19 protein-coding genes and 1 tRNA gene are annotated in these 22,295 nt (G+C 70.6%); 8 read left to right on the forward strand and 12 right to left on the reverse strand.

Translation table 11 applies throughout. The features are described 5' to 3' along the window. Positions 1–94 precede the first annotated feature (94 nt). On the forward strand, positions 95–664 hold the full coding sequence (locus tag BUE44_RS10610) for a DNA-binding protein (RefSeq protein WP_073496526.1): 570 nt from the start codon (positions 95–97) through the stop codon (positions 662–664). A gap of 39 nt (positions 665–703) precedes the next feature. Then, positions 704–1,993, forward strand: a complete 1,290-nt coding sequence (locus tag BUE44_RS10615; protein ID WP_073496528.1) for a serine/threonine-protein kinase — start codon at positions 704–706, stop codon at positions 1,991–1,993. A gap of 10 nt (positions 1,994–2,003) precedes the next feature. Here BUE44_RS10615 and BUE44_RS10620 read toward each other — a convergent pair whose 3' ends face one another. From BUE44_RS10620 to dnaA, 12 genes are all read right to left on the reverse strand, one after another. Beyond that, positions 2,004–3,476 carry a hypothetical protein gene (locus BUE44_RS10620; RefSeq protein ID WP_073496530.1) on the reverse strand — a complete coding sequence of 491 codons (1,473 nt, stop codon included), beginning with the start codon at positions 3,474–3,476 and terminating at the stop codon, positions 2,004–2,006. Continuing rightward, entirely contained in the window at positions 3,473–5,461 is a 1,989-nt protein-coding gene (locus BUE44_RS10625) for a vWA domain-containing protein (protein WP_079189651.1), read from the reverse strand. Before BUE44_RS10625 ends, BUE44_RS10620 begins: the two co-directional genes overlap by 4 nt. A 180-nt stretch (positions 5,462–5,641) precedes the next feature. Beyond that, positions 5,642–5,782 carry a DLW-39 family protein gene (locus BUE44_RS37830; protein WP_200804389.1) on the reverse strand — a complete coding sequence of 47 codons (141 nt, stop codon included), beginning with the start codon at positions 5,780–5,782 and terminating at the stop codon, positions 5,642–5,644. A gap of 234 nt (positions 5,783–6,016) precedes the next feature. Next, positions 6,017–6,090: transfer RNA gene (locus BUE44_RS10630), tRNA-Ile, on the reverse strand. A 70-nt stretch (positions 6,091–6,160) separates the two neighbouring features. Then, on the reverse strand, positions 6,161–6,832 hold the full coding sequence (locus BUE44_RS10635) for a DUF3566 domain-containing protein (protein ID WP_073496531.1): 672 nt from the start codon (positions 6,830–6,832) through the stop codon (positions 6,161–6,163). Between the two features lie 3 nt (positions 6,833–6,835). Beyond that, entirely contained in the window at positions 6,836–9,490 is a 2,655-nt protein-coding gene (gene gyrA, locus BUE44_RS10640; protein ID WP_073496533.1) for a DNA gyrase subunit A, read from the reverse strand. Between the two features lie 43 nt (positions 9,491–9,533). Next, the gene (gene gyrB, locus BUE44_RS10645; RefSeq protein ID WP_073496863.1) at positions 9,534–11,534 is read right to left on the reverse strand and encodes a DNA topoisomerase (ATP-hydrolyzing) subunit B; all 2,001 of its coding nucleotides are present in this window, start codon (positions 11,532–11,534) and stop codon (positions 9,534–9,536) included. A gap of 332 nt (positions 11,535–11,866) precedes the next feature. Beyond that, positions 11,867–12,415, reverse strand: a complete 549-nt coding sequence (locus BUE44_RS10650; protein ID WP_073496535.1) for a DUF721 domain-containing protein — start codon at positions 12,413–12,415, stop codon at positions 11,867–11,869. Beyond that, complete coding sequence (gene recF / locus BUE44_RS10655; RefSeq protein WP_073496537.1) at positions 12,412–13,560, reverse strand: DNA replication/repair protein RecF; 1,149 nt, start codon at positions 13,558–13,560, stop codon at positions 12,412–12,414. Before recF ends, BUE44_RS10650 begins: the two co-directional genes overlap by 4 nt. A gap of 58 nt (positions 13,561–13,618) precedes the next feature. Next, positions 13,619–14,626: a phosphogluconate dehydrogenase (NAD(+)-dependent, decarboxylating) gene (gene gnd, locus BUE44_RS10660; RefSeq protein WP_407640017.1), complete on the reverse strand. Its 1,008-nt coding sequence runs from the start codon at positions 14,624–14,626 to the stop codon at positions 13,619–13,621. Then, positions 14,623–15,753 (reverse strand): DNA polymerase III subunit beta, encoded by a 1,131-nt coding sequence (gene dnaN / locus BUE44_RS10665; protein ID WP_073496541.1) that lies wholly within the window; start codon positions 15,751–15,753, stop codon positions 14,623–14,625. Before dnaN ends, gnd begins: the two co-directional genes overlap by 4 nt. A 732-nt stretch (positions 15,754–16,485) precedes the next feature. Continuing rightward, positions 16,486–18,342 (reverse strand): chromosomal replication initiator protein DnaA, encoded by a 1,857-nt coding sequence (gene dnaA, locus BUE44_RS10675; RefSeq protein WP_073496545.1) that lies wholly within the window; start codon positions 18,340–18,342, stop codon positions 16,486–16,488. Positions 18,343–18,731: 389 nt separating this feature from the next. Between dnaA and rpmH the strand changes: the two genes are divergently transcribed. The 6 genes from rpmH (at position 18,732) to rsmG (ending at position 22,246) form a co-directional block, all read left to right on the forward strand. Further along, positions 18,732–18,869 (forward strand): 50S ribosomal protein L34, encoded by a 138-nt coding sequence (rpmH, locus tag BUE44_RS10680; protein WP_030354375.1) that lies wholly within the window; start codon positions 18,732–18,734, stop codon positions 18,867–18,869. A 19-nt stretch (positions 18,870–18,888) separates the two neighbouring features. Next, positions 18,889–19,287, forward strand: a complete 399-nt coding sequence (gene rnpA, locus BUE44_RS10685; protein WP_073496547.1) for a ribonuclease P protein component — start codon at positions 18,889–18,891, stop codon at positions 19,285–19,287. Beyond that, complete coding sequence (gene yidD / locus BUE44_RS10690; RefSeq protein ID WP_073496549.1) at positions 19,284–19,601, forward strand: membrane protein insertion efficiency factor YidD; 318 nt, start codon at positions 19,284–19,286, stop codon at positions 19,599–19,601. Before rnpA ends, yidD begins: the two co-directional genes overlap by 4 nt. A gap of 2 nt (positions 19,602–19,603) precedes the next feature. Beyond that, on the forward strand, positions 19,604–20,860 hold the full coding sequence (yidC, locus tag BUE44_RS10695) for a membrane protein insertase YidC (protein ID WP_073496551.1): 1,257 nt from the start codon (positions 19,604–19,606) through the stop codon (positions 20,858–20,860). Positions 20,861–20,875: 15 nt separating this feature from the next. Beyond that, positions 20,876–21,394, forward strand: coding sequence for a Jag family protein (locus BUE44_RS10700; RefSeq protein ID WP_073496553.1), 519 nt, complete (start codon positions 20,876–20,878; stop codon positions 21,392–21,394). Positions 21,395–21,502: 108 nt separating this feature from the next. Continuing rightward, positions 21,503–22,246, forward strand: a complete 744-nt coding sequence (rsmG, locus tag BUE44_RS10705; protein WP_073496555.1) for a 16S rRNA (guanine(527)-N(7))-methyltransferase RsmG — start codon at positions 21,503–21,505, stop codon at positions 22,244–22,246. The last annotated feature ends 49 nt before the right edge of the window (positions 22,247–22,295 follow it).

A 22,295-nucleotide genomic window follows, 5' to 3' on the forward strand; every position in this document is an offset into this window, starting at 1 on the left:
AACAGCGTACCGGGTCGGGTGGGGTGGGCCGTACCGGAATTGGGGGCGCCTAGGATGGTTTGCGGATTCGCAGGCGCAAATATGGGGAGTGGGTATGGACGGCTCGGGGCAGGGTGGTGCGGGGCAGGGCGCCGTGGGCCGGGCCGGGGAGGCCAGGGAGTTGCAGCGGGGGTGGTACGGGGAGCCGTTGGGGGAGTTGTTCCAGCGGCTGATCGGGGACCTCGGGCTCAACCAGGCGCGGCTGGCCGCGGTGCTCGGGCTGTCCGCGCCGATGCTGTCGCAGCTCAAGAGCGGGCAGCGGGCCAAGATCGGGAATCCGGCGGTGGTGCAGCGGCTGCAGGCGCTGCAGGAGCTGGCCTGGCAGGTGGCGGAGGGGCGCACCGGGGCGCTGGAGGCGGCGGCCAGGATGGACGAGATCCGCGAGTCTGCGGGCTCCTCCCTGCTCGGCACGACGTCGCATTCCCTGGCCTCGGAGACGGCCGCGCCCCGGCAGGTGGTGCGCGGCGTCCAGGAGGTGCTGCGGTCGGTCGCGTCCGCCGAGGAGATCGAACAGGCCGCCCACTCCCTCGCGCCGGACCATCCCGGACTGGCAGAGTTCCTTCGTGTGTACGGAGCCGGGCGGACCAGTGAGGCCGTCGCCCACTACGAGGCGCACAGGGACTGACGACGGCAGGCACGGCGAGCAGGGGGAGAGCGGTACGCCATGGGTGAGGTCTTCGCAGGCCGTTACGAGCTGGTGGACCCGATCGGGCGCGGCGGGGCGGGCGCGGTCTGGCGGGCCTGGGACCAGCGGCGGCGCCGCTATGTGGCCGCGAAGGTGCTCCAGCAGAGCGACGCCCACGCGCTGCTGCGCTTCGTCCGCGAGCAGGCGATGCGGATCGACCACCCGCATGTGCTGGCGCCGGCGAGCTGGGCGGCCGACGACGACAAGGTCCTGTTCACCATGGACCTGGTGCACGGCGGCTCGCTGTCCCATCTGATCGGCGACTACGGGCCGCTGCCGCCGCGCTATGTGTGCGTGCTGGTCGACCAGTTGCTCTCCGGGCTGCAGGCGGTGCACTCCGAGGGGATCATCCACCGCGACATCAAGCCGGCGAACATCCTGCTAGAGGCGACCGGCACCGGCGCCCCGCACGTACGGCTGTCGGACTTCGGCATCGCCATGCGCAAGGGTGAGCCGCGGCTGACCGACGCGGATTTCGTGGTCGGCACACCGGGGTATTTCGCCCCTGAGCAGATGATGGGTGCGGAGCCCGACGTCCCCGCCGACCTGTACGCGGTCGGCCTGGTCTCCCTCTACCTGCTGAGTGGGCAGCGGCCGGACGCCCGCGCCATCGCGGAGCGCTTCCTCTCCGGCGGGGTGCCGCCCGCGCCGATCGGGGTGCCCGACGCGCTGTGGCAGGTCATCGGGGCGCTGCTGCAGCCCGATCCGCGGGCCAGGTTCCGTACCGCCACCGGGGCGCGCAAGGCCCTCGCGGGAGCCGTCGAGCTGCTTCCCGAGCCGCCGCCGGGGGAGGAACCGGTGGAGATCTTCGACCAGATCGGGCCGCTGCCCGAGGGCTTCGGCCCCGACGGCCCCCTCCCCTCGGGGCCGAGGACGACCGGAGCCGCGGCCGTGCACCCCGAGCCGGGACCCGTACGCCCGCAGGCGCCCCCGGCACCGCCGCGGCAGGCACCGGAGCCGGAGCCCGGTTACGTGTCGCCGACGGCCGGCTATCCGCTGGCGGCCCCAGCGCACCCGCCGACCAGGACCGACGTCCCGGTCCCGGCGGGCCCCCAGCCGCCCGCGCCCATCCCGCTGCCCATGCCGATGCCGACGGTGCCGGTCCCGCAGCCGCAAGCCGCCCCGCCAGCGCCTGTGCCGGCCGCCGCCGGGACCGCGCCGCCCGCCCGCACACGCCGACCGGGACCACCCCCCACCGTGGTGATCCCGGTTCTCGTGCTGGCCGCGATCTGCTTCGCGGTCGGCATCTACGCGCTGGCCTCCGGCTGACGCCGGCCCGTCACCAGGACGGCGGCGGCCCGAAGCCGGATCGCGGCGGCGACGGCTGCGTCACGGCGTCCTGCACGGCCGCCGCCCGGCGCCGGGCGGTCAGGGTCCAGACGGCGAGCGACAGGACGAGCACCGTGCCCGCGCCGAGCGCGGCGAAGCCCAGGAACCGCTTCGCCGACTCGCCCGACGCGGAGGGCCCGGCGGACTGCGGCGCCCCGTTCGCCGCCGACACGTCGTGCGCGTCGACGCCGATCCCGGCGGCCTTCGGGTCCCCGTCGTAGTCGGGCGCGGCCTGGGCGGTGCCCGAGACGTCGACCCGCAGCGTCACGGGCACGGCGCCGCCGGTCTCCTTGGCCACGTCCGGGTGGACGGAGACGGCGAAGTAGTACCAGCCGGCGTAGCGGACCCGCGCCACGTCGCTGTCGTCGGCCGCGCGGTTGGCGTACGAGACCGGCGCCAGCTGCTCGTGCAGGGAGGTCGGGGTGCCCTCGTAGAGGTGCTCCTGGTCGTCGATCAGCTGGCGAACCGGGCTGTACGCGGCCAGCCGCACCCCGGAGATCACGAAGCCGGCGCTGTCGATGGTCTGGACGCTGGAGAAGTCCGAGAAGACGGTGGCCTGCTGGCCCCAGTCGACCGGGACCTTGTAGAACCGGGTCTCACCGGGGAGCACCTTGTCCTTCCAGATACCGGTCTTGACCGCCGCCGCGGTGTCGAACGACGTGCCGCCGCGGGCCTGTTGCGCAGTTCCGCTGGTCAGCGGGGTCGGTGAGGCGGTGCCGGTGCCCTTCGGCGCGTGCCCGGCCGCGGCGCCGGACTTGAGCGGCGGTTCGAGCACAAGGCGCAGCTCCAGCGGCCAGACGCCCGGGTCGGAGGTGCCGTTGCTGGTGCGGTGGACGGACAGGTCGTACTGGTTGGCGTCCTGGCAGGAGGAGTCGACGCCGATCAGCCGGGACACCGCGCTGCCCACCGGGCGCACGGCGCCGTCGTCCCTGAAGTGCGCGTCGACGCTGTCGCAGGTGTCGCCGTCGGCGCTCACCAGCTTCAGCTCGATGCCGTCGCCGTAGGCCACCCGGGTGCCCGGCGCGGGAAGGGCGAAGGCGGAGGCGTAGGCGGAGGACTTGTCGACCAGCGTGATGCCGTAGATACGGGTCTCGCCGACCTTGATGGTGTCGCGGTAGGTGACGCCCGGCCGCATCGCGGGCGCGTCAGCGGTGGTGGCCGCGCCGGCGATCACCTGGCCCTGCGGTTGCCACGTCGCGGGCGCTCCCGGTCCTGGAGTGCCGTCGGCGGCGGCCGGCCCGCCCTGGACGCCCTGGAGCGCGGTGAGCGCCAGCAGCGCGGCCACCGCCGTGTACACGCCGCGCCTGCTCACCGCCGCGAAGGTGCGGCGCTTCGCGGCCGGCGTCCTCGACGCGGTACGTATACCGAGCTTTTGCGCCGCCGCGGTGCACGTACCGCGCTTCGTCGAACCGTCCCGCCTCATGCCCCACCCCTTGTCGTACGGCTCCGCGGGCGGTGCGCCAGCGCCACCGCTCCTATCCCGGCGAGCGCGACGGCGCCGCCCGTACCCGCTGCCACCAGGTCCATGCCTCTGAGGCCGCCTCCGGAAGCCGTCTCCTTGGCCGCCATGCCCGAACCGCCCTTGCCGTCGCCCTGTACGTCGGCTCGGCCATCTGCGTCGGCTCGGCCATCTGCGTCGGCTTGGCCCTGTGCGCCGCCCTGCGCCTTGCCGTCGGCGGCCAGCGCGGGGGCCTGGTACTGCGGTCCGGCCAGTTCCGTGCCGGTGACATCGACCCGCAGGATCACCCCGACCGCGGTGTTCTTCGCGAGCCGGGCGGCGTCCGGGCCGAGGCCGACCGCGATCCAGTAGTCGCCCGCGCTGTGGACGGGGGCCGCGTCGCGGTCGGTCACCCAGCGGTTGGTCCAGGTCACCGGCACTGTGCCGAGCCCGACCGACACCGGCGTACCGCTGTAGGAGCGGTTGACGCGCGCGTCCGAGGCACTCTCGACGCGCAGCCGGCCCGGTGCGTAGGCGGTGGTCGTCACGAAGGTCGACGTGCTGGACGAGGCGCCGCCGAGCAGCGGCTCGTTGGCGAATTCGGCCGCGTAGGTGAGCTGCTGGCCCCAGCCGACGTGCACCTTGTAGTAGCGGGTCTGCCCGGGCAGCAGCCGGTCGCGCCAGACGCCCTTGGCGACCGCCGTGGCGTCGTTGAAGCCCGTGCCGCCGGCCAGGTCCTTCGGGGCGCCTGTCAGCGGCGCGGGTGCCGTGCCGTAGTCGGTCCTGGCGGCCGCGGCGACCGTGCCCGCGGGCAGCGGCGTCTCGTTGTCGAAGCGCAGCTCGACCGGCCAGCGGCTGCGGTCCGAGGTGACCGCCGTGGTGCGGTGCACCGAGAACAGATAGCGGCCGGCCCTGTCGCAGCCGTCCTTGCCGTCCCGGGTCGGCACCCGGTTCACCGCGCCGGTCAGCGTCATCGCGCCTTCGTCCTGGCCGAAGTGCGTGGAGTCCGAGTCGCAGGTGTAGCCGTACGCGCCGGTCCCGGCCAGCTTGAGCTCGATACCGTCGCCGTAGTCGACCGGCACACCCGGCTGCGGGACCGCCGTCGCGGACAGGTCGGCGGTGCTCGCCGCGTCCAGGGTGGCGGCATACCACCGGGTCTCGCCGGGGCCGATGGTGTCGGTGTACTGCCCGGGGCCTATTGCCGCGGCTTTCGCCGGGCTCGCCCCGCCGGTCACCGGGTCGCCCGCCATGCGGTAGGCGTCGGCGCTCAGTTGCGAGGCGCGGACCAGCTGGCGGGCGAGGGCGGCGGCGTCCGGGGCGTCGTAATAGGCGCCGTGCCCGGCCTTCGCGATGCACTCCAGTTCGTCGCGTGCCGCGCCCTTGACCTGGAAGCCGACCGTGTCGATCCGCAGGTCGAGGCCGTCACCCGCGAGGCTCGCCGCCACTTCGCAGGGCTTGGGGGCGCCGCAGTTGGACTCGCCGTCGGAGATGAGCAGGACGGTCCGCCGCCCCCGCGCTGGCAGGTCTGCCGCCGCCCGGGTGAGGGCGAGCGCGGTGGGGGTGTCGCCCTTTGGCTGTACGGCGTCCACCGCCTGCTTCATCGCGGCCCTGTCCAGTGCGGTGACGGGCTGGGCCAGCGAGGTGTCGTCGCAGCCGTGGGCCTTGCCTGCGCCGTAGACCCGCAGCCCGGTCGGGTAGCCGTCGGGCAGCCCGTCCACGACCGAGCCGACGGCAGTGCGGGCCGACTCGATCCTGGTGTGCCCGGAGCCGTCGGGGCCCGCCATGGAGCCGGAGGAGTCCAGCACCATGATCAGGCTGCCGTCCTGGCTCCCCGCCACGGGCGGCGCCGCCCACGCCGCTGTCGCGGGGAGCAGGGCCGCCGCCGCGAGCCCCGTGAGTGCCGCGATCAGCAGCCCCGCAGCCGGCCGCGGCAGCGGCCGCCGCCTCGGCGGTGGTCGTCGTCGTCCCATGGCGCCACATCCCCCTCGTTACCGCACGACACGCCTCGTCGTTTGCTCAAGCAAAGTAATCATTTGCTGGCGCAAACTCAAGCGGCTGCGGTCACGGTCCTGCAACAACGAAGGCCCCGGCCGCAGTGTGCGGCCGGGACCCGGGGCGGTCGCGGCACCTCGCGGTACCGCACCGCCGTCTCACACGTTCGCGCCGGAACCCGCCGGGACAGCGTCAGTGGCTTCCGTCCACAGGTCCTGCTCGGCGCGGTCCGCCTGAATCTGTCGGTACACGAACAGCCCGGCGACGGCGGCCAGTGCGACCAGGAGAAACTTCTTCATCGCGTGACCTCCTCCTTCATGGGTGGGGACAGCATCTGACGCGCCCGACTATACACAGCAGCCGATACCGAACGGTGACCTGATGTCGGCATGGCCGCCCGCGTCCACGGACGCCGGCGGACAGCGATACGCAGGCGGACAGCGATACGCGCGCGGACGCGGAGGCGGATACACCGGCGGATAGGAAAAAGGCCCTTCACCTACTCGATCGAGTAGGTGAAGGGCCTCACGCGGTGGGGCTACCAGGACTTGAACCTGGGGCCTCTTCCTTATCAGGGAAGCGCTCTAACCGTCTGAGCTATAGCCCCGCGCTGCACCGAAAGATTAGCGCACGGCAGGCCATGTCCCAAAATCGGTATCGCGCGGCACGCCCGCGACCTACTCGTCCTCGGCCAGCGTCAGCTCGACGCCGCCCACGAAACCGGCCGACAGGTTGTAGATGAAGGCGCCCAGCGTGGCCAGCGCGGTGGCCAGGACCACGTCGATGACCGAGATCACCGTGGTGAAGAGCATCACGCGGTTCAGCGACAGGAACGACACCAGGTCGAAACCGCCCTTGCCGCCCTGGTCCGAGGTGGTGGCGTCACTGATCGTGGAGCCGACGGTGCTGAATACGCCGATGGTGTCCAGCACCATCCACAGCACGGCCACCGCCACGATCGTGCAGATGCCCAGCGCGATGGACAGCAGGAAGCTGACCTTCATCACCGACCACGGGTCGGCCTTGGCGATCCGCAGCCGCGCCTTGCGGGTGCGCGGCACCGTCCTGGCGGCCGGGCGCGGCCGGCGCACGCCGGCGGCGGCCGGCGAGCCGTGCCCGCCCGACGTGCCGCCCGGCTTGGCCTGCCCGCGCCCGCCGTGCCCAGCGGTGGGCGTGGGTGCGGCGGTCGGCGGCGGTGGCGAATACGCCTGCGGCGGCTGGTGCGGCTGGGCCGGCTGGCGAGTGCCCGACACGGCGTAGTCCCCCTCATCCGGGCCGTTGAGGTTGGCGGAGCCACGGGCACCCCCGGACCTCCCGGCCCCACCCGCGGCGCCCGTGGCTCCACTCACGGCTTACTCCTCCGGTTCACCGGCCGCGGGCTGCTCGCCCTCGGCCGCAACGTCGTGCTCGCTGCTGCGCTCACTGTCGTTCACGGTGTCATCATCCTCGACGCCGGCCGGACCGGCCGCCTCCGGATCATCCTCCGCCTCGGCATTGCGCGCGATGCCGACGACGGCATCCCGCTTTCCGAGGTTGATCAGCTGGACGCCCATGGTGTCACGGCCCGTCTCCCTGACCTCGTTGACCCGCGTGCGGATCACCCCGCCGCTCAGCGTGATGGCGAGGATCTCATCGGTCTCCTCGACCACCAGCGCCCCGACCAGCGAGCCCCGGTCCTCCACGATCTTGGCCGCCTTGATCCCCAGTCCGCCACGGCCCTGCACGCGGTACTCGTCCACCGCGGTGCGTTTCGCGTAACCGCCGTCGGTGGCGGTGAAGACGAACGTACCGGTCCTGACGACATTCATCGAGAGCAGTTCGTCACCCTCGCGGAAACTCATGCCCTTCACACCCGACGTGGCACGGCCCATCGGCCGCAGCGCGTCGTCCGACGCGGTGAACCTGATGCACTGCGCCTTGCGGCTGACCAGCAGCAGATCGTCGTCCGCCGAGACCAGCTCGGCGCCGATCAGCTCGTCGAAGCCGCCCTCGACGTCGGCCTCCCGCAGGTTGATGGCGATCACGCCACCGGAGCGCGGGGAGTCGTAGTCCTTGAGCGCGGTCTTCTTCACCAGGCCGGACTTGGTGGCCAGCACCAGATACGGCGCCGCCTGATAGTCCTTGATGGCCAGGATCTGGGCGATCCGCTCGTCGGGCTGGAAGGCCAGCAGGTTCGCCACGTGCTGGCCGCGCGCGTCCCGGCCGGCGTCCGGCAGCTCGTAGGCCTTGGCGCGGTAGACCCGGCCCTTGTTCGTGAAGAACAGCAGCCACTGGTGGGTGGTGGTCACGAAGAAGTGGTCGACGATGTCGTCCTGCTTGAGCTTCGTGCCGCGTACGCCCTTGCCGCCGCGCTTCTGCGAGCGGTAGTCCTCGGTCTTGGTGCGCTTGACGTAGCCGCCACGGCTGATCGTGACGACGATGTCCTCTTCGGCGATCAGGTCCTCGATGGACATGTCGCCGTCGAAGGGCACCAGCTTGCTGCGCCGCTCGTCGCCGAACTTGTCGACGATGGCCTGCAGCTCCTCGCTGATGATCTGCCGCTGCTTCTCCGGCGAGGCGAGGATCGCGTTGTACTCGTTGATCTTCGCCTGCAGCTCGTCGTGCTCGGCGATGATCTTCTGCCGCTCCAGGGCGGCCAGCCGGCGCAGCTGCATCTCCAGGATCGCGTTGGCCTGGATCTCGTCGATGGCCAGCAGGCCCATCAGGCCCTCGCGCGCGACCTCGACGGTGTCGCTGCGCCGGATCAGCGCGATGACCTCGTCGATCGCGTCGAGCGCCTTGAGCAGGCCGCGCAGGATGTGCGCGCGCTCCTCGGCCTTGCGCAGCCGGAAGCGGGTGCGCCGGACGATGACCTCGACCTGGTGGTTCACCCAGTTGCGGATGAACGCGTCCAGCGACAGGGTGCGCGGCACACCGTCGACCAGGGCCAGCATGTTGGCGCCGAAGTTGGTCTGCAGGTCGGTGTGCTTGTAGAGGTTGTTCAGCACGACCTTGGCGACGGCGTCGCGCTTGAGCACGATGACCAGCCGCTGACCGGTGCGCGAGGAGGTCTCATCGCGGACGTCCGCGATGCCGCCGATCTTGCCGTCCTTGACCAGGTCGGCGATCTTCTGCGCCAGGTTGTCCGGGTTGGTCTGGTACGGCAGCTCGGTGACGACCAGGCACTGCCGGTTCTGGATCTCCTCGACCGCGACGATCGCCCGCATGGTGATCGAGCCGCGCCCGGTGCGGTACGCGTCCTCGATGCCCCTGCGGCCGACGACCAGGGCGCCGGTCGGAAAGTCGGGGCCCTTGATGCGCTCCATGAGCGCTTCGAGCACTTCCTCGGAGGTGGCGTCGGGGTTGGCCAGGCACCACTGGGCGCCGTCGGCGACCTCGCGCAGGTTGTGCGGCGGGATGTTGGTGGCCATACCGACCGCGATGCCCGCCGAGCCGTTGATCAGCAGGTTCGGGAAGCGGGACGGCAGGACCGTCGGCTCCTGGTTGCGGCCGTCGTAGTTGTCCTGGAGGTCGACGGTCTCCTCGTCGATGTCCCTGACCATCTCCATGGACAGCGGCATCATCTTGCACTCGGTGTACCGCATCGCGGCGGCCGGGTCGTTGCCCGGGGAACCGAAGTTGCCGTTGGAGTCCACCAGCGGCATCCGCATCGACCACGGCTGCGCCAGCCGGACCAGCGCGTCGTAGATCGAGGAGTCACCGTGCGGGTGGTACGTGCCCATGACGTCGCCGACGACGCGCGCGCACTTGTAGAAGCCCTTCTCGGGCCGGTAGCCGCCGTCGTACATCGCGTACAGCACCCGGCGGTGCACCGGCTTGAGGCCGTCGCGCACGTCCGGCAGCGCGCGCGAGACGATGACGGACATCGCGTAGTCGAGGTAGCTGCGCTGCATCTCGGTCTCGAGCCCGACGGGCTCGACACGCAGTCCGCCGGACTCGTTGCGCAGTTCCCGCTCGGACGCCGGCACATCGGGCACGGGTGGGATGTTGGGGGTCTCGTCGGCCATCGCTGTCAGATTGTCCTTTCACACGGCCAAAGTGGGGGCCGACTCAGATGTCCAGGAACCGGACGTCCTTGGCGTTGCGCTGGATGAACGACCTGCGGGCTTCCACGTCCTCGCCCATCAGCACCGAGAACAGGTCGTCGGCCTGGGCCGCGTCGTCCAGCGTGACCTGGCCGAGCACGCGGTGGTCGATGTCCATCGTGGTGACCCGCAGCTCCTCCGCGTTCATCTCGCCCAGGCCCTTGAAGCGCTGGATCGAGTCCTCGCGGATCCGCTTGCCGCCGCTCTTGCCCAGCCCCACCAGCGCGTCGCGCTCACGGTCGGAGTAGGCGTACTCGAAGTCGTCGCGGCCCCACTTGATCTTGTACAGCGGCGGGCGGGACAGGTAGACGTGTCCGGCCTCGACCAGCGGACGCATGAAGCGGAAGAGGAAGGTCAGCAGCAGCGTGTTGATGTGCTGGCCGTCGACGTCGGCGTCCGCCATCAGGATGATCTTGTGATAACGCAGTTTGGCGATGTCGAAGTCCTCGTGGACCCCGGTGCCGAAGGCCGAGATCAGCGCCTGGATCTCGGTGTTCTGCAGGATCTTGTCGATCCTGGCCTTCTCCACGTTCAGGATCTTGCCGCGGATCGGCAGGATCGCCTGATACTGCGGATTGCGGCCGGACTTCGCCGAGCCGCCGGCCGAGTCGCCCTCGACGATGAAGATCTCGCACTTCGTCGGGTCGTTGGACTGGCAGTCGCTGAGCTTGCCCGGCAGCGACGCCGACTCCAGCAGGCCCTTGCGGCGGGTCAGGTCGCGCGCCTTGCGGGCCGCGACCCGGGCGGTGGCCGCCTGGATCGACTTGCGGATGATGTCCGCGGCCTCGGAGGGGTTGCGGTCCAGCCAGTCGGTCAGGTGCTCGTGCACGACCTTCTGCACGAAGGTCTTCGCCTCGGTGTTGCCCAGCTTGGTCTTCGTCTGGCCCTCGAACTGCGGCTCGCCGAGCTTGACCGAGATGATCGCGGTCAGACCCTCGCGGATGTCCTCGCCGTTGAGGTTGTCGTCCTTCTCACGCAGCAGCTTCTTCTCCCGCGCGTACTTGTTGACCAGGCTGGTCAGCGCCGCGCGGAAGCCCTCCTCGTGGGTGCCGCCCTCGTGGGTGTGGATGGTGTTGGCGAAGCTGTAGACGCCCTCGCTGTACTGGCTGTTCCACTGCATCGCGACCTCGACCGAGAGCAGCCGCTCCTTGTCCTCCGCCTCGATGTCGATGACGGTGGGGTGGATCAGCTCGCCCTTGCGGGAGTTGAGATACGTCACATAGTCGACCAGGCCGCCCTCGTAGTAATACGAGACGGTGAGCGGCTTGCCCTCCTCGTCGACGTGGTCGGCGCGCTCGTCGGTCAGCGAGATCCGCAGGCCCTTGTTGAGGAAGGCCATCTCCTGGAAGCGCCTGGACAGCGTCTCGAAGGAGTAGTCGGTGGTCTCGAAGATGTCCGGGTCGGCCCAGAAGGTGACCGACGTCCCCGTCTCCTCGACCTGCTCGTTCTTCGCCAGCGGGGCGGTCGGCACCCCCAGCTTGTAGTCCTGCGTCCAGCGGTGGCCCTCGGTGCGGACCTCGACGGCGACGCGCGTGGAGAGCGCGTTGACCACGGAGACGCCGACGCCGTGCAGACCGCCGGAGACCGCGTAGCCGCCGCCGCCGAACTTGCCGCCCGCGTGCAGCACGGTCAGCACCACCTCGACGGCCGGCTTGCCCTCGGAGGCGACCATGCCGACGGGGATGCCGCGGCCGTTGTCCACCACCCGCACGCCGCCGTCGGCGAGGATCGTCACGTCGATGGTGTCCGCGTGACCGGCCATCGCCTCGTCGACCGAGTTGTCGACCACCTCTTGCACGAGGTGGTGCAGGCCGCGTTCACCGGTCGAGCCGATGTACATACCGGGGCGCTTGCGCACCGCGTCGAGGCCTTCGAGCACGGTGATCGCGCTGGCGTCGTAGGACTTGCTGGAATTCTCGTTGGGGTTGCCGGAATCGGCCACGAAGCGCCCTTTCTGGCACAGCACGAGCCGGGTCCCGCAGGGCGGGATCGGCTGCGTCTTCGACAAGTTCCGCTGGGGTACCCCTGCCGCGATGCCAGGGGAGGGCGGTGTGTCTGCCAGTCTACCGGTAGCGCCGACATGAATGGGGCTTTGCCGGTACCTCCCTTCGCATGTGCCGCCCAAAACGGCAGCCGCCCGACTCCCTACACGCGGCCCCGGTGCCAAAACCGCTCACACGGGCGTCCAGGGCTTCCGGCTGTCAAGACCCGGCTACGCTGCGCAGGGACCCGGTCCGGCAGCCGTACACCTGTACGCCAGACCCACGGCAGGTCGCTCACCTGCGCGAACCGGCTCGCTCAGCCGTAGGTGTCGCCGGGTCCGCGGCTGCCCGGCGCCCGCAGCCGGCCGTAGGAGCGGGTCGGGGCCGCAGGACCGAGCACCTTGAGCAGCTTGACCGTGCCGTGGCCGAGGTCAGCGTTCAGCCGGGCGACCAGGGTCGGCGCCAGCAGCCGCAGCTGGGTCGCCCACGCCGTCGAGTCGCACTGCACGGTCAGCACCCGCGCGTCCTCGTCGTAGCGGTCGGGCGAGCAGTGCTGGGCGACCTCCGGGCCGACCAGCTGCGGCCAGCGGCCCATCACCCCGCCGACCGCGGCCGGCGCCTCCCAGCCGCGCTCGGTGATCAGCCGGTTGATGGCGGCCCCCAGCGGCAGCGGATCCCTGCCGTCCGCCCTGGCACCGCTGCGCAGCCCGCCCCGCCTGGCCTGTTTCTTCTGTACGGCCGCGGCGCCCCTGGCCCTGGCCTGCTCCTTGGCCGCCCGCAGCGCCACCCGCGCCAGGTCCACGCCCGACGCCTCCGGGGGCGCGGGCTGCTGGGGTACGTCGCCGGTCCCCGCCGTCTCGCTCACTGCCGAACCACCGTCCCGTCCTCCACCGAGAAGCGCGCACCGCGCAGCACCCCCGGTACGTCGTCGTCCACCGCCGCGGTGACCAGCACCTGCTCGCCCGGCGCCACCAGCTCGGCCAACCGCTCCCTGCGCCTGGCGTCCAGTTCGGCGAAGACGTCGTCCAGCACGAGCACAGGTTCGCCGCCGTCCGCGCACAGCAGCTCGTAGGAGGCCAGCCGCAGCGCCAGGGCGTACGACCAGGACTCGCCGTGGCTGGCGTAGCCCTTGGCGGGCATCGGGCCGAGCCTGAGCAGCAGGTCGTCCCGGTGCGGGCCGACCAGGGTCACCCCGCGTTCTATCTCCTGCCGCCGGGCCGCACCCAGTGCTTCGAGCAGCCGCTGGAAGAGCTCCTCGCGGCCGGCCGCGCCCGCCAGCACCTCCTCGCCCATCGAGCTGCGGTAGTCCAGGCCCACCGGGCCGCCGCCGGGCGCCAGCTGCTCGTACGCCTTGTCGGCCAGCGGTTGCAGCGCCGCCACCAGGTCGAGCCGGTGGGCCAGCAGCTCGGCGCCGACGGTGGCCAGGTGCTGGTCCCACACGTCGAGAGTGGACAGGTCGGCGCCCTTGCCGCCGTGCCTGCGGGCCAGCGCGGCGGTTTTCAGCAGCGTATTGCGCTGCTTCAACACTCTTTCGAAGTCGCTGCGAACGCCCGCAAGGCGCGGTGCGCGGGCGGTGATCAGCTCGTCGAGGAAGCGGCGGCGCTCCCCCGGATCGCCCTTGACCAGCGCCAGGTCCTCCGGTGCGAACAGCACGCTGCGGACGATGCCGAGCAGATCGCGCGGCCGGACCTGGGTGGAGCGGTTGATCCTGGCCCGGTTGGCCCGGCCCGGGTTGATCTCCAGCTCCAGCAGCTGGCGGCGCTCCCCGTCGGCGGGCGAGCCCTGCACGACCTGGGCCCGTACCACCGCCCGCTCGGCCCCGACCCGGACCAGCGGGGCGTCGGAGGCGACCCGGTGGCTGCCCAGCGTCGCCAGGTAGCCGACCGCTTCGACCAGGTTGGTCTTGCCCTGCCCGTTGGGGCCCACGAAAGCCGTGACGCCCGGGTCGAGAGGGACCTCGGCCCGGGCGTAGGAGCGGAAGTCGGCGAGCGACAGGTGCGCTACGTGCATCGCGTGCTTGGCGCGTCTCCGCGCCGACCTCCCATGCTTGCTGTGTGGTGCGGGCCGCCTACTCGGCGGCGGTGACGGCGTGGCCGCCGAATTCGTTGCGGAGCGCGGCGATCATCTTCATCTGCGGCGAGTCCTCCTGGCGGGACGCGAAGCGCGCGAAGAGCGAGGCGGTGATCGCCGGCAGCGGCACCGCGTTGTCGATCGCGGCCTCCACCGTCCAGCGTCCCTCGCCCGAGTCGTCGGCGTAACCGCGCAGGGCGCCCAGGTGCTCGTCCTTGTCCAGGGCGTCCACGGCCAGGTCGAGCAGCCAGGAGCGGATGACCGTACCGGACTTCCAGGAGCGGAAGACCTCGCGGACGTCGGTGACCGAGTCCACCGCCTCGAGCAGCTCCCAGCCCTCGGCGTAAGCCTGCATCATCGCGTACTCGATGCCGTTGTGGACCATCTTCGCGAAGTGTCCGGCGCCGACCCGGCCCGCGTGGACCGCTCCGGCGTCGCCCTCGGGCTTGAGCGCGTCGAAGATCGGCTGCGCCTTGGCGACGTCCTCGTCCTTGCCGCCGTACATCAGGGCGTAGCCGTTGGCTAGGCCCCACACGCCGCCGGAGACACCGCAGTCGACGAAGCCGATGCCCTTGGCCGCCAGCTGCTCGGCGTGCTTCTCGTCGTCCGTCCAGCGGCTGTTGCCGCCGTCGACCACCAGGTCGCCGGGGGAGAGCAGCTCGCCCAGCTCGTCGATGGTGGACTGGGTCGCGGCGCCGGCCGGCACCATCACCCACACCACGCGCGGACCCTGCAGGCCGTCCACAAGCTCCTTGAGGCTGTGGACATCGGCGAGATCGGGATTGCGGTCGTATCCGATGACGGTGTGGCCTGCGCGGCGGATGCGCTCACGCATGTTGCCGCCCATCTTGCCGAGACCGATGAGACCGAGCTGCATCACAAATCCTTCGTTCGAAGCGTCGCGCGCGTCCCCGTGGTGTGCGGGGCCGCCTGCTGCTGCCTGAGCCTGAACCTGACCTGGGGACGAGCCTACGTCCGTCGCCGCGGCAGCCGCGGGCGGGCTCAGCCGGAAAGCCGCACCGGCATGATCAGGTACTTGTACGCCTCGTCGGGCTCGGCGTCGACGGCTGCCCGGCCGCTGAGCAGCGCCGGCTTGGTGGAGGTGGTGAACGACAGCTGCGCCGCGGGGGAGTCGATCGCGCTCAGCCCGTCCAGCAGGAAGGTCGGGTTGAAGGCGATCGAGATGTCGTCGCCCTCCAGCTTGGCGTCGACCCTTTCCACAGCCTGTGCATCGTCGCTGGAGCCGGCCTCCAGGGTGAGGACGCCCTGCTCGAAGCTCAGCCGCACCGGGGTGTTCCGCTCGGCAACCAGGGCGACGCGCTTGACGGCCTCGACGAAGGGTGCCGTCTCAATCACCGCGACGGAGGCGAACTCCGTCGGGAAGAGCGTGCGGTACTTCGGCAGGTCGCCTTCCAGCAGCCGGGTCGTCGTACGCCGCCCGGCGCCCTCGAAGCCGATCAGGCCCTCGCCGGCGCCGGAGCCCGCCAGCGCGATGGACACCGTGTCGCCGCTGGTGAGCGACTTGGCGGTGTCCTGCAGCGTCTTGGCGGGCACCAGGGCGACGGCCGAGATGTCGGCCTGCTCCGGCTTCCACAGGAACTCGCGGACCGCGAAGCGGTAGCGGTCGGTGGCGGCCAGCGTCACCGTGTCGCCCTCGATCTCGATCCGTACACCGGTCAGCACCGGCAGGGTGTCGTCGCGGCCGGCCGCGATGGCGACCTGGCTGGCAGCGGCGGCGAAGACCTCGCCGGGGACGGTGCCGGACACCACTGGCATCGCGGGCAGCGCCGGATACTCCTCGACCGGCAGGGTGTGCAGGGTGAAGCGGGAACTGCCGCAGACGACGGTGACGCGGACCCCGTCGGTGGAAATCTCCACGGGGCGGTTGGGCAGCGCGCGGGAGATGTCGGCGAGCAGCCGGCCGGACACCAGGACGGTGCCCTCCTCGTCCACCTCGGCCTCGACGGCGACCCGTGCCGAGACCTCGTAGTCGAAGCCGGACAGGCTCAGCTGGCCGTCCTCGGCCTTGAGCAGCAGTCCGGCGAGCACCGGCACCGGGGGGCGGGCCGGAAGGCTGCGGGCTGCCCAAGCCACTGCCTCGGCGAGTACGTCGCGCTCCACCCGGATCTTCACCGGAACCGCCTCCTGCTTGTTGCCAGCTGTCGGGGAACAGTCTGACGCACAGGACTGTCAGTCGGAGCGGCTTGGCGTCAAGCGGCGCCACGGGTTGCCGGGCGGCGAGGTCCGAGTTGTGCACAGGACCCGCTTCGAAGCAGTTTCCCCGCTATCTACGTGTAGTCGTAGTAGTAGGGGTTGTGGATACCGTGGATAACCTGTTCCCGCGCAGGTCAGGCCTCGTTTTTTATCCCCAGGGCCTGTGGGCGGCGCCGGTGGACAACCAGGGGGTCCTGTGGACGACGGAAAGTTGTGCACACCCCGTACACAGGCGTCATGGGGTTGTCCCCAGCTCTGTCCCCAGAAATACCCAGGTTCTCCCCAGGCCAACCCACCACGTTGGTGTGACGGCTTTCACTCTCCCGTGGGACAGAGCACGTTTCGTTGCCGAACAGTGGACAAACATGTGGAGAAGTGGCCCGGAGCTGTGCACAACCGGCCTCAACCTGTGGGCGAGCGGTGGACAACCGATCAGCGGGGCTGTGGACGCCCGCTCCCTCCACAGTCTGTGGACGACGGTTACCCACATATCCCCACCCCACTGAGCTGCCCGGACACCGTGGCGGGTGGTGCGCCTGTGGAGAATATCTGGACAACTCCGGTGTCCCCAGGGTGTGGACAGACAAATCGCCGCGATCCTGTGGACAACAGGACCGCGGCGACGGGTAATCGAACGGGAGGCGGCGCGCGTCAGCTCTTGATGCGGTTGGTCAGCTCGGTCACCTGGTTGTAGATGGACCGCCGCTCGGCCATCAGCGAGCGGATCTTCCGGTCGGCGTGCATGACCGTGGTGTGGTCGCGGCCGCCGAAGAGGGCGCCGATCTTCGGCAGCGACAGGTCGGTCAGCTCCCGGCACAGATACATGGCGATCTGCCGCGCGGTGACCAGCACCCTGCTGCGCGAGGAGCCCGACAGGTCGTCCACCGCCAGCCCGAAGTAGGCCGCGGTCTCCGCCATGATCGCGGTGCCGCTGATCTCCGGGACCGAGTCCTCGCCGCCCGGGATCAGGTCCTTGAGCACGATCTCGGTGAGCTGGAGATCCACCGGCTGCCGGTTGAGGCTCGCGAAGGCGGTGACCCGGATGAGCGCACCCTCCAGCTCCCGGATGTTCCGGGAGATCCGCGAGGCGATGAATTCCAGCACCTCGGGTGGCGCGTTCAGCTGCTCCTGGACCGCCTTCTTGCGCAGGATCGCGATCCGGGTCTCCAGCTCGGGCGGCTGGACGTCGGTGATCAGGCCCCACTCGAAACGGTTCCTCAGCCGGTCCTCCAGGGTGACCAGCTGCTTGGGCGGCCGGTCGGAGGACAGCACGATCTGCTTGTTGGCGTTGTGCAGGGTGTTGAAGGTGTGGAAGAACTCCTCCTGCGTCGACTCCTTGCTCGCCAGGAACTGGATGTCGTCGACGAGCAGGATGTCCATGTCGCGGTAGCGCTTGCGGAAGGCGTCCGCCTTGCCGTCCCTGATGGAGTTGATGAACTCGTTGGTGAATTCCTCCGAGCTGACGTACCTGACCCGGGTGCCCGGGTAGAGGCTCCTGGCGTAGTGCCCGATCGCGTGCAGCAGGTGCGTCTTGCCCAGCCCGGACTCGCCGTAGATGAACAGCGGGTTGTACGCCTTGGCCGGCGCCTCGGCCACCGCCACCGCCGCGGCGTGCGCGAAGCGGTTGGAGGCACCGATCACGAAGGTGTCGAAGAGGTACTTCGGGTTGAGGCGCGCGGTCGGCTCCACGACCCCGCCGCTGCCGCCGGAACCGCCCGCCCCCGAGCCGCTGCTGCCGCCGGGGGGCGGCGGAACCGCCGAGGACCGCTGGGGCCGGGCAGCGGGCTGCTGCGCCCCCTGCGACGGGTAGCCGCCTCCTGAGCCGGGCCCGTAGGGGCGGTCGGCGGGGTGCGCCTGGTGCGGTACGGCCGGGTAGCCGCCGTCCAGACGGTCGGGGCGATAGCGGTCACGGTCCCGGTCCCGGTCCCGGTCACCACGGGGGTCGCGGTGGTCACGGTCGTCGTGGTGCCCGCGCGGGTCCCTGGGGTCGCGGTGGTCACGGTCGTCGAGCCGGTCCCGCTGGTCGCGCGGCCCCCTGAGGTCGCGGTCGTCCCGGTCGCCGCGCGGATCCCGGTCGCCGCGGTCGTCCCGGGCGTCGGAGTAGGCGTCCGGCCTGCGGTCCTGGAAACCGCCACCGGCCGGCGCCCCCCAGTTCCCCAGGCCCGGCTGCTGCCATTCGTCCTCGGGCGTACGCGGCGGCCAGTCGTCCGTACCGCCGTCCGGCTGGTCCTGCTCGCCTCCGGAGGCGACGGCGATGGCGATCCCCACCGTGTGACCGAACTCATGGCTGAGCACATCCGTGATCAGCTGCTTGAGCTGCTGGCCCTCGAGGATCTTCTTGGCGTATTCGTTCGGTGCCGACAGCACGGCGGTGCCGGCGACCAGCGCCAGCGGCTGGATGCGACGCAGCCAATCCGCGTGGGTCGGCTTCAGGTCCTCGCTGTCCACCAGCAGTTTCCGGAGCACTTGTGGCCAGACTGCGGCAAGATCGGCGGATACGTCAGCCACAGGGCACGCTCTCTCGGTTGCTTAGTTGCGTAGGTGGGGCAGCGAACTCCCGCAGGCGTGTGGACCTCGGCAGGGGCGGGAAGAGTACGGAGTTCAGCCACGGTAATCAGCGCGGCGGGCGTGGTTCAAGTCGTTGTCCACAGGCTGTGTACAAATGACGGGGGCGCGCCGCCGGGTTTGACCGGATGGCCTAGCCGCACGTACCGTATCGAGGTCGAGTTGTCGATGGCTGCTGCCGCCTGCCTACCGATGGGCGAGGATCTTCCGAAGCGTTAACGCTGCAGGATGATCGTCAAGCGGTGCACCCGTTTGGTCCGCGAGCTTTTCGTGGGCGCACGGTGACAGCCAGGCGACGCCCCGCCGGACACGATCTCTTCTGGAGCCCCCGAGTGAGCAAGCGCACCTTCCAGCCGAACAACCGCCGCCGCGCCAAGACCCACGGCTTCCGCCTGCGGATGCGCACGCGTGCGGGTCGCGCCATCCTCGCCACCCGCCGTGGCAAGGGCCGCGCGCGCCTGTCCGCCTGATTGCCTCAGGTCTGATGTCGTGCTGCCCACCGAGAATCGGCTGAGGCGGCGCCAGGACTTCGCGACGGCGGTTCGCCGTGGACGACGGGCGGGCCGCCCGCTGCTGGTCGTCCATCTGCGTCGAGACGCCATGTACCCGCATGTGCCTGGGGGGAGCACTCCCCCGGCACGTGCGGGTTTCGTCGTGAGCAAGGCAGTCGGCGGGGCGGTACAGCGGAATCGGGTGAAGCGCAAACTGCGTCATCTCGTCCGGGCGCGTCTGTCGCTGCTGCCCCCCGGTAGCCTGGTAGTGGTACGCGCGCTTCCCGACGCGGGAAACGCGGACCACGCACAGCTGGCCCTCGACCTGGACGCCGCACTGCAGCGGCTGCTGGGCCGTGACACCCATGGCGACGCCGAGGGGAGGGTGGCTCAATGAAATACCCACTGCTGGCACTGATCAAGCTGTACCAGTGGACGATCAGTCCACTGCTCGGCCCGGTCTGCCGGTATTACCCGTCGTGTTCCCACTACGGGTACACCGCCATCGACCGGCATGGCGCGATCAAGGGCACCGCCCTTACCGCGTGGCGCATCCTCCGGTGCAACCCTTGGTCGCCAGGCGGAGTGGACCATGTCCCGCCGCGTAAGCGGCCGCCATGGCACGAACTGCTGCGCCGCACCCTGCGGGGCGGCTCCGACGGGCCCGTCACGCCCGAGCCCACCGGACCCTCTCACGCCCAAGGAGCCTGACCGTGGGGATCCTGAACCCCCTATACGACGCAGTGTCGTGGATCATCGTCCAGTTCCACTCGTTCTACAGCCTGATCTTCGACAAGGACAGCGGCTGGGCGTGGGGTCTGTCCATCGTCTCGCTGGTGATCCTGATCCGGATCTGCCTGATCCCGCTGTTCGTCAAGCAGATCAAGTCCACCCGGAACATGCAGGCGCTCCAGCCCAAGATGAAGGCGATCCAGGAGCGCTACAAGAACGACCGCCAGAAGCAGTCCGAAGAGATGATGAAGCTGTACAAGGAGACGGGTACCAACCCGCTCTCCTCGTGCCTGCCGATTCTGGCGCAGTCCCCGTTCTTCTTCGCGCTCTACCACGTGCTCAGCAACGTCGCGAAGGGCAATGAGGTCGGTGTCATCCACCTCAACCTCGTCCACAGCGCGCAGAAGGCCCACATCATCGGTGCCCCGCTGGCGGCGAAGTTCACCGACGGCGCCGCGAAGGTCCACGTGCTCGGTGCGACCCTGACCGATGTGCGGCTTGTCACCATCGTGATGATCCTCATGATGTCGGCCTCGCAGTTCTACACGCAGCGCCAGCTGATGACCAAGAACGTCGACATGACGGTGAAGACCCCGTTCATGCAGCAGCAGAAGATGCTGATGTACGTCTTCCCGGTGATCTTCGCCGTGATGGGTATCAACTTCCCCGTCGGTGTCCTCATCTACTGGCTGACGACCAACGTGTGGACCATGGGCCAGCAGATGTTCGTGATCTACCGCAACCCCACCCCCGGCAGCCTGGCCTTCCAGCAGCGCCAGGAGCGGCTGCGGGCCAAGGGCAAGCTGGTCGAGGCGCCCGAGGAGGTCGCCGCCAAGGAGGCGGTCGAGGTCGCGCGTGCCAACCGCACCCAGCCCAAGCGGCAGCCGAAGGCCAAGCGCCAGACCGGAGCCGCCGCGGGCGGTCCCGGAGCGCCCCGGGCGGGCGGCTCGGCCGGCTCTGTCGCCGACGGCTCCAACGACTCCGTCAGCGATGCCAAGGCTGACGCCCCCAGTGCAGACCAGTCCGCGTCCGGTGGTGCGAAGCCGGGCGGTCCCACGTCGGGCGGTGCTCCCAAGGGCGGTGCTCCCAGGTCCGGTGGCGGCGGCAAGAGCAGCGGCGGCGCACCGCGCGCCGGTGCCCCGAGGGCGGGCGGCCAGAAGCAGAGCGGCGGCACGCCGGGCAAGCAGTCCGGCGGGGCCAAGGCCAAGCCGGGCAACCTGTCGTCGAAGAAGAAGTAAGAGGAGAGTCCAGGCGTGAGCGACGTCAACACCACCACGGCACCCGACAGCGGCTCGTCCGCGACTCTGACCCGGCTGGAGCAGGAGGGTGAGATCGCGGCGGACTACCTGGAGGGGCTGCTGGACATCGCCGACCTCGACGGTGACATCGACATGGACGTCGAGGGCGAGCGTGCGTCGGTGTCGATCATCGGTGACACTTCCACCCGCGAGCTGACCAAGCTCGTCGGGCGGGACGGCGAGGTGCTGGAGGCGCTCCAGGAGCTGACCAGGCTCGCGGTGCACCGGGAAACCGGTGAGCGCAGCCGGCTGATGCTGGACATCGCCGGTTTCCGGGCCCGCAAGCGCGCCGAGCTGGCCCAGCTGGGCGCCGAGGCCGCGGCCGAGGCCAAGGAGACCGGTCAGCCGGTGAAGCTGGACCCGATGACGCCGTTCGAGCGCAAGGTCGTGCACGACGCGGTCGCCGCGGCAGGTCTCCGCAGCGAGTCCGAGGGCGAGGAGCCCCAGCGCAGGGTGGTCGTCCTGCCGGTCTGACCGGCTGTTCGCCCCGATCGATCGGCCCCGTCTGCTCGCAGGCGGGGCCGAAGCTTGTCAGCCTGGACACGAACGAACGCATGCGAGAACCGAGGAAAGGACAGTCCCGTGACGGAGGCAGCAGCGGAGCTTCCGGCGCCGCCCGAGCAGGCCGGGGCGGTGTTCGGCGAGCGGTTCGCCGATGCGCTGCGCTATGCCGAGCTGCTGGCGGATGCCGGGGTGCAACGCGGTCTGATCGGGCCGCGCGAGGTGCCCCGGCTGTGGGAGCGGCACCTGCTGAACTGCGCGGTGCTCTCCGAGGTGATCGACGAGGACGTGTCCGTCTGCGATGTGGGCTCGGGCGCCGGCCTGCCCGGCATCCCGCTGGCCCTGGCCCGGCCGGACCTGGAGATCACCCTCCTGGAGCCGCTGCTGCGCCGTACGACCTTCCTGGAGGAGGTGGTACGGCTGCTGGGGCTGGCCAACGTGACGGTGGTCCGCGGTCGGGCCGAGGAGATGGTGGGCAAGCTGCCGCCGGTGGACGTGGTGACCGCTCGCGCGGTCGCGCCGCTGGAGCGGCTGGCCGGCTGGGGGCTGCCGCTGCTGCGCCCGCACGGTGAGATGGCGGTACTGAAGGGCGACACTGCCGAGGAGGAGCTGAAGGCGGCCAGGGCGGCGCTGGGCCGGCTGGGCGCGGTGAGCGCCTCGGTGACACAGGTCGGCGCCGGCGTGGTCGATCCGTTGTCCACAGTCGTCCGGGTCCTGGTAGGAGAAAGCCCCGGCGGAGTTCGGGCGGCCACTCGGCGGGCGAAGGCTGCCCGCGCGAGCCGTACCCCGCGCAGCGGCGGCAGCGCGGGGCGCCGACGCCGCTGAGCGACTAGCCGGAAACGGCCAAAACTGCATAATCCGGAGTGTCTGCCGG

This window comes from Actinacidiphila paucisporea, assembly GCF_900142575.1.
Lineage (GTDB): Bacteria > Actinomycetota > Actinomycetes > Streptomycetales > Streptomycetaceae > Actinacidiphila > Actinacidiphila paucisporea.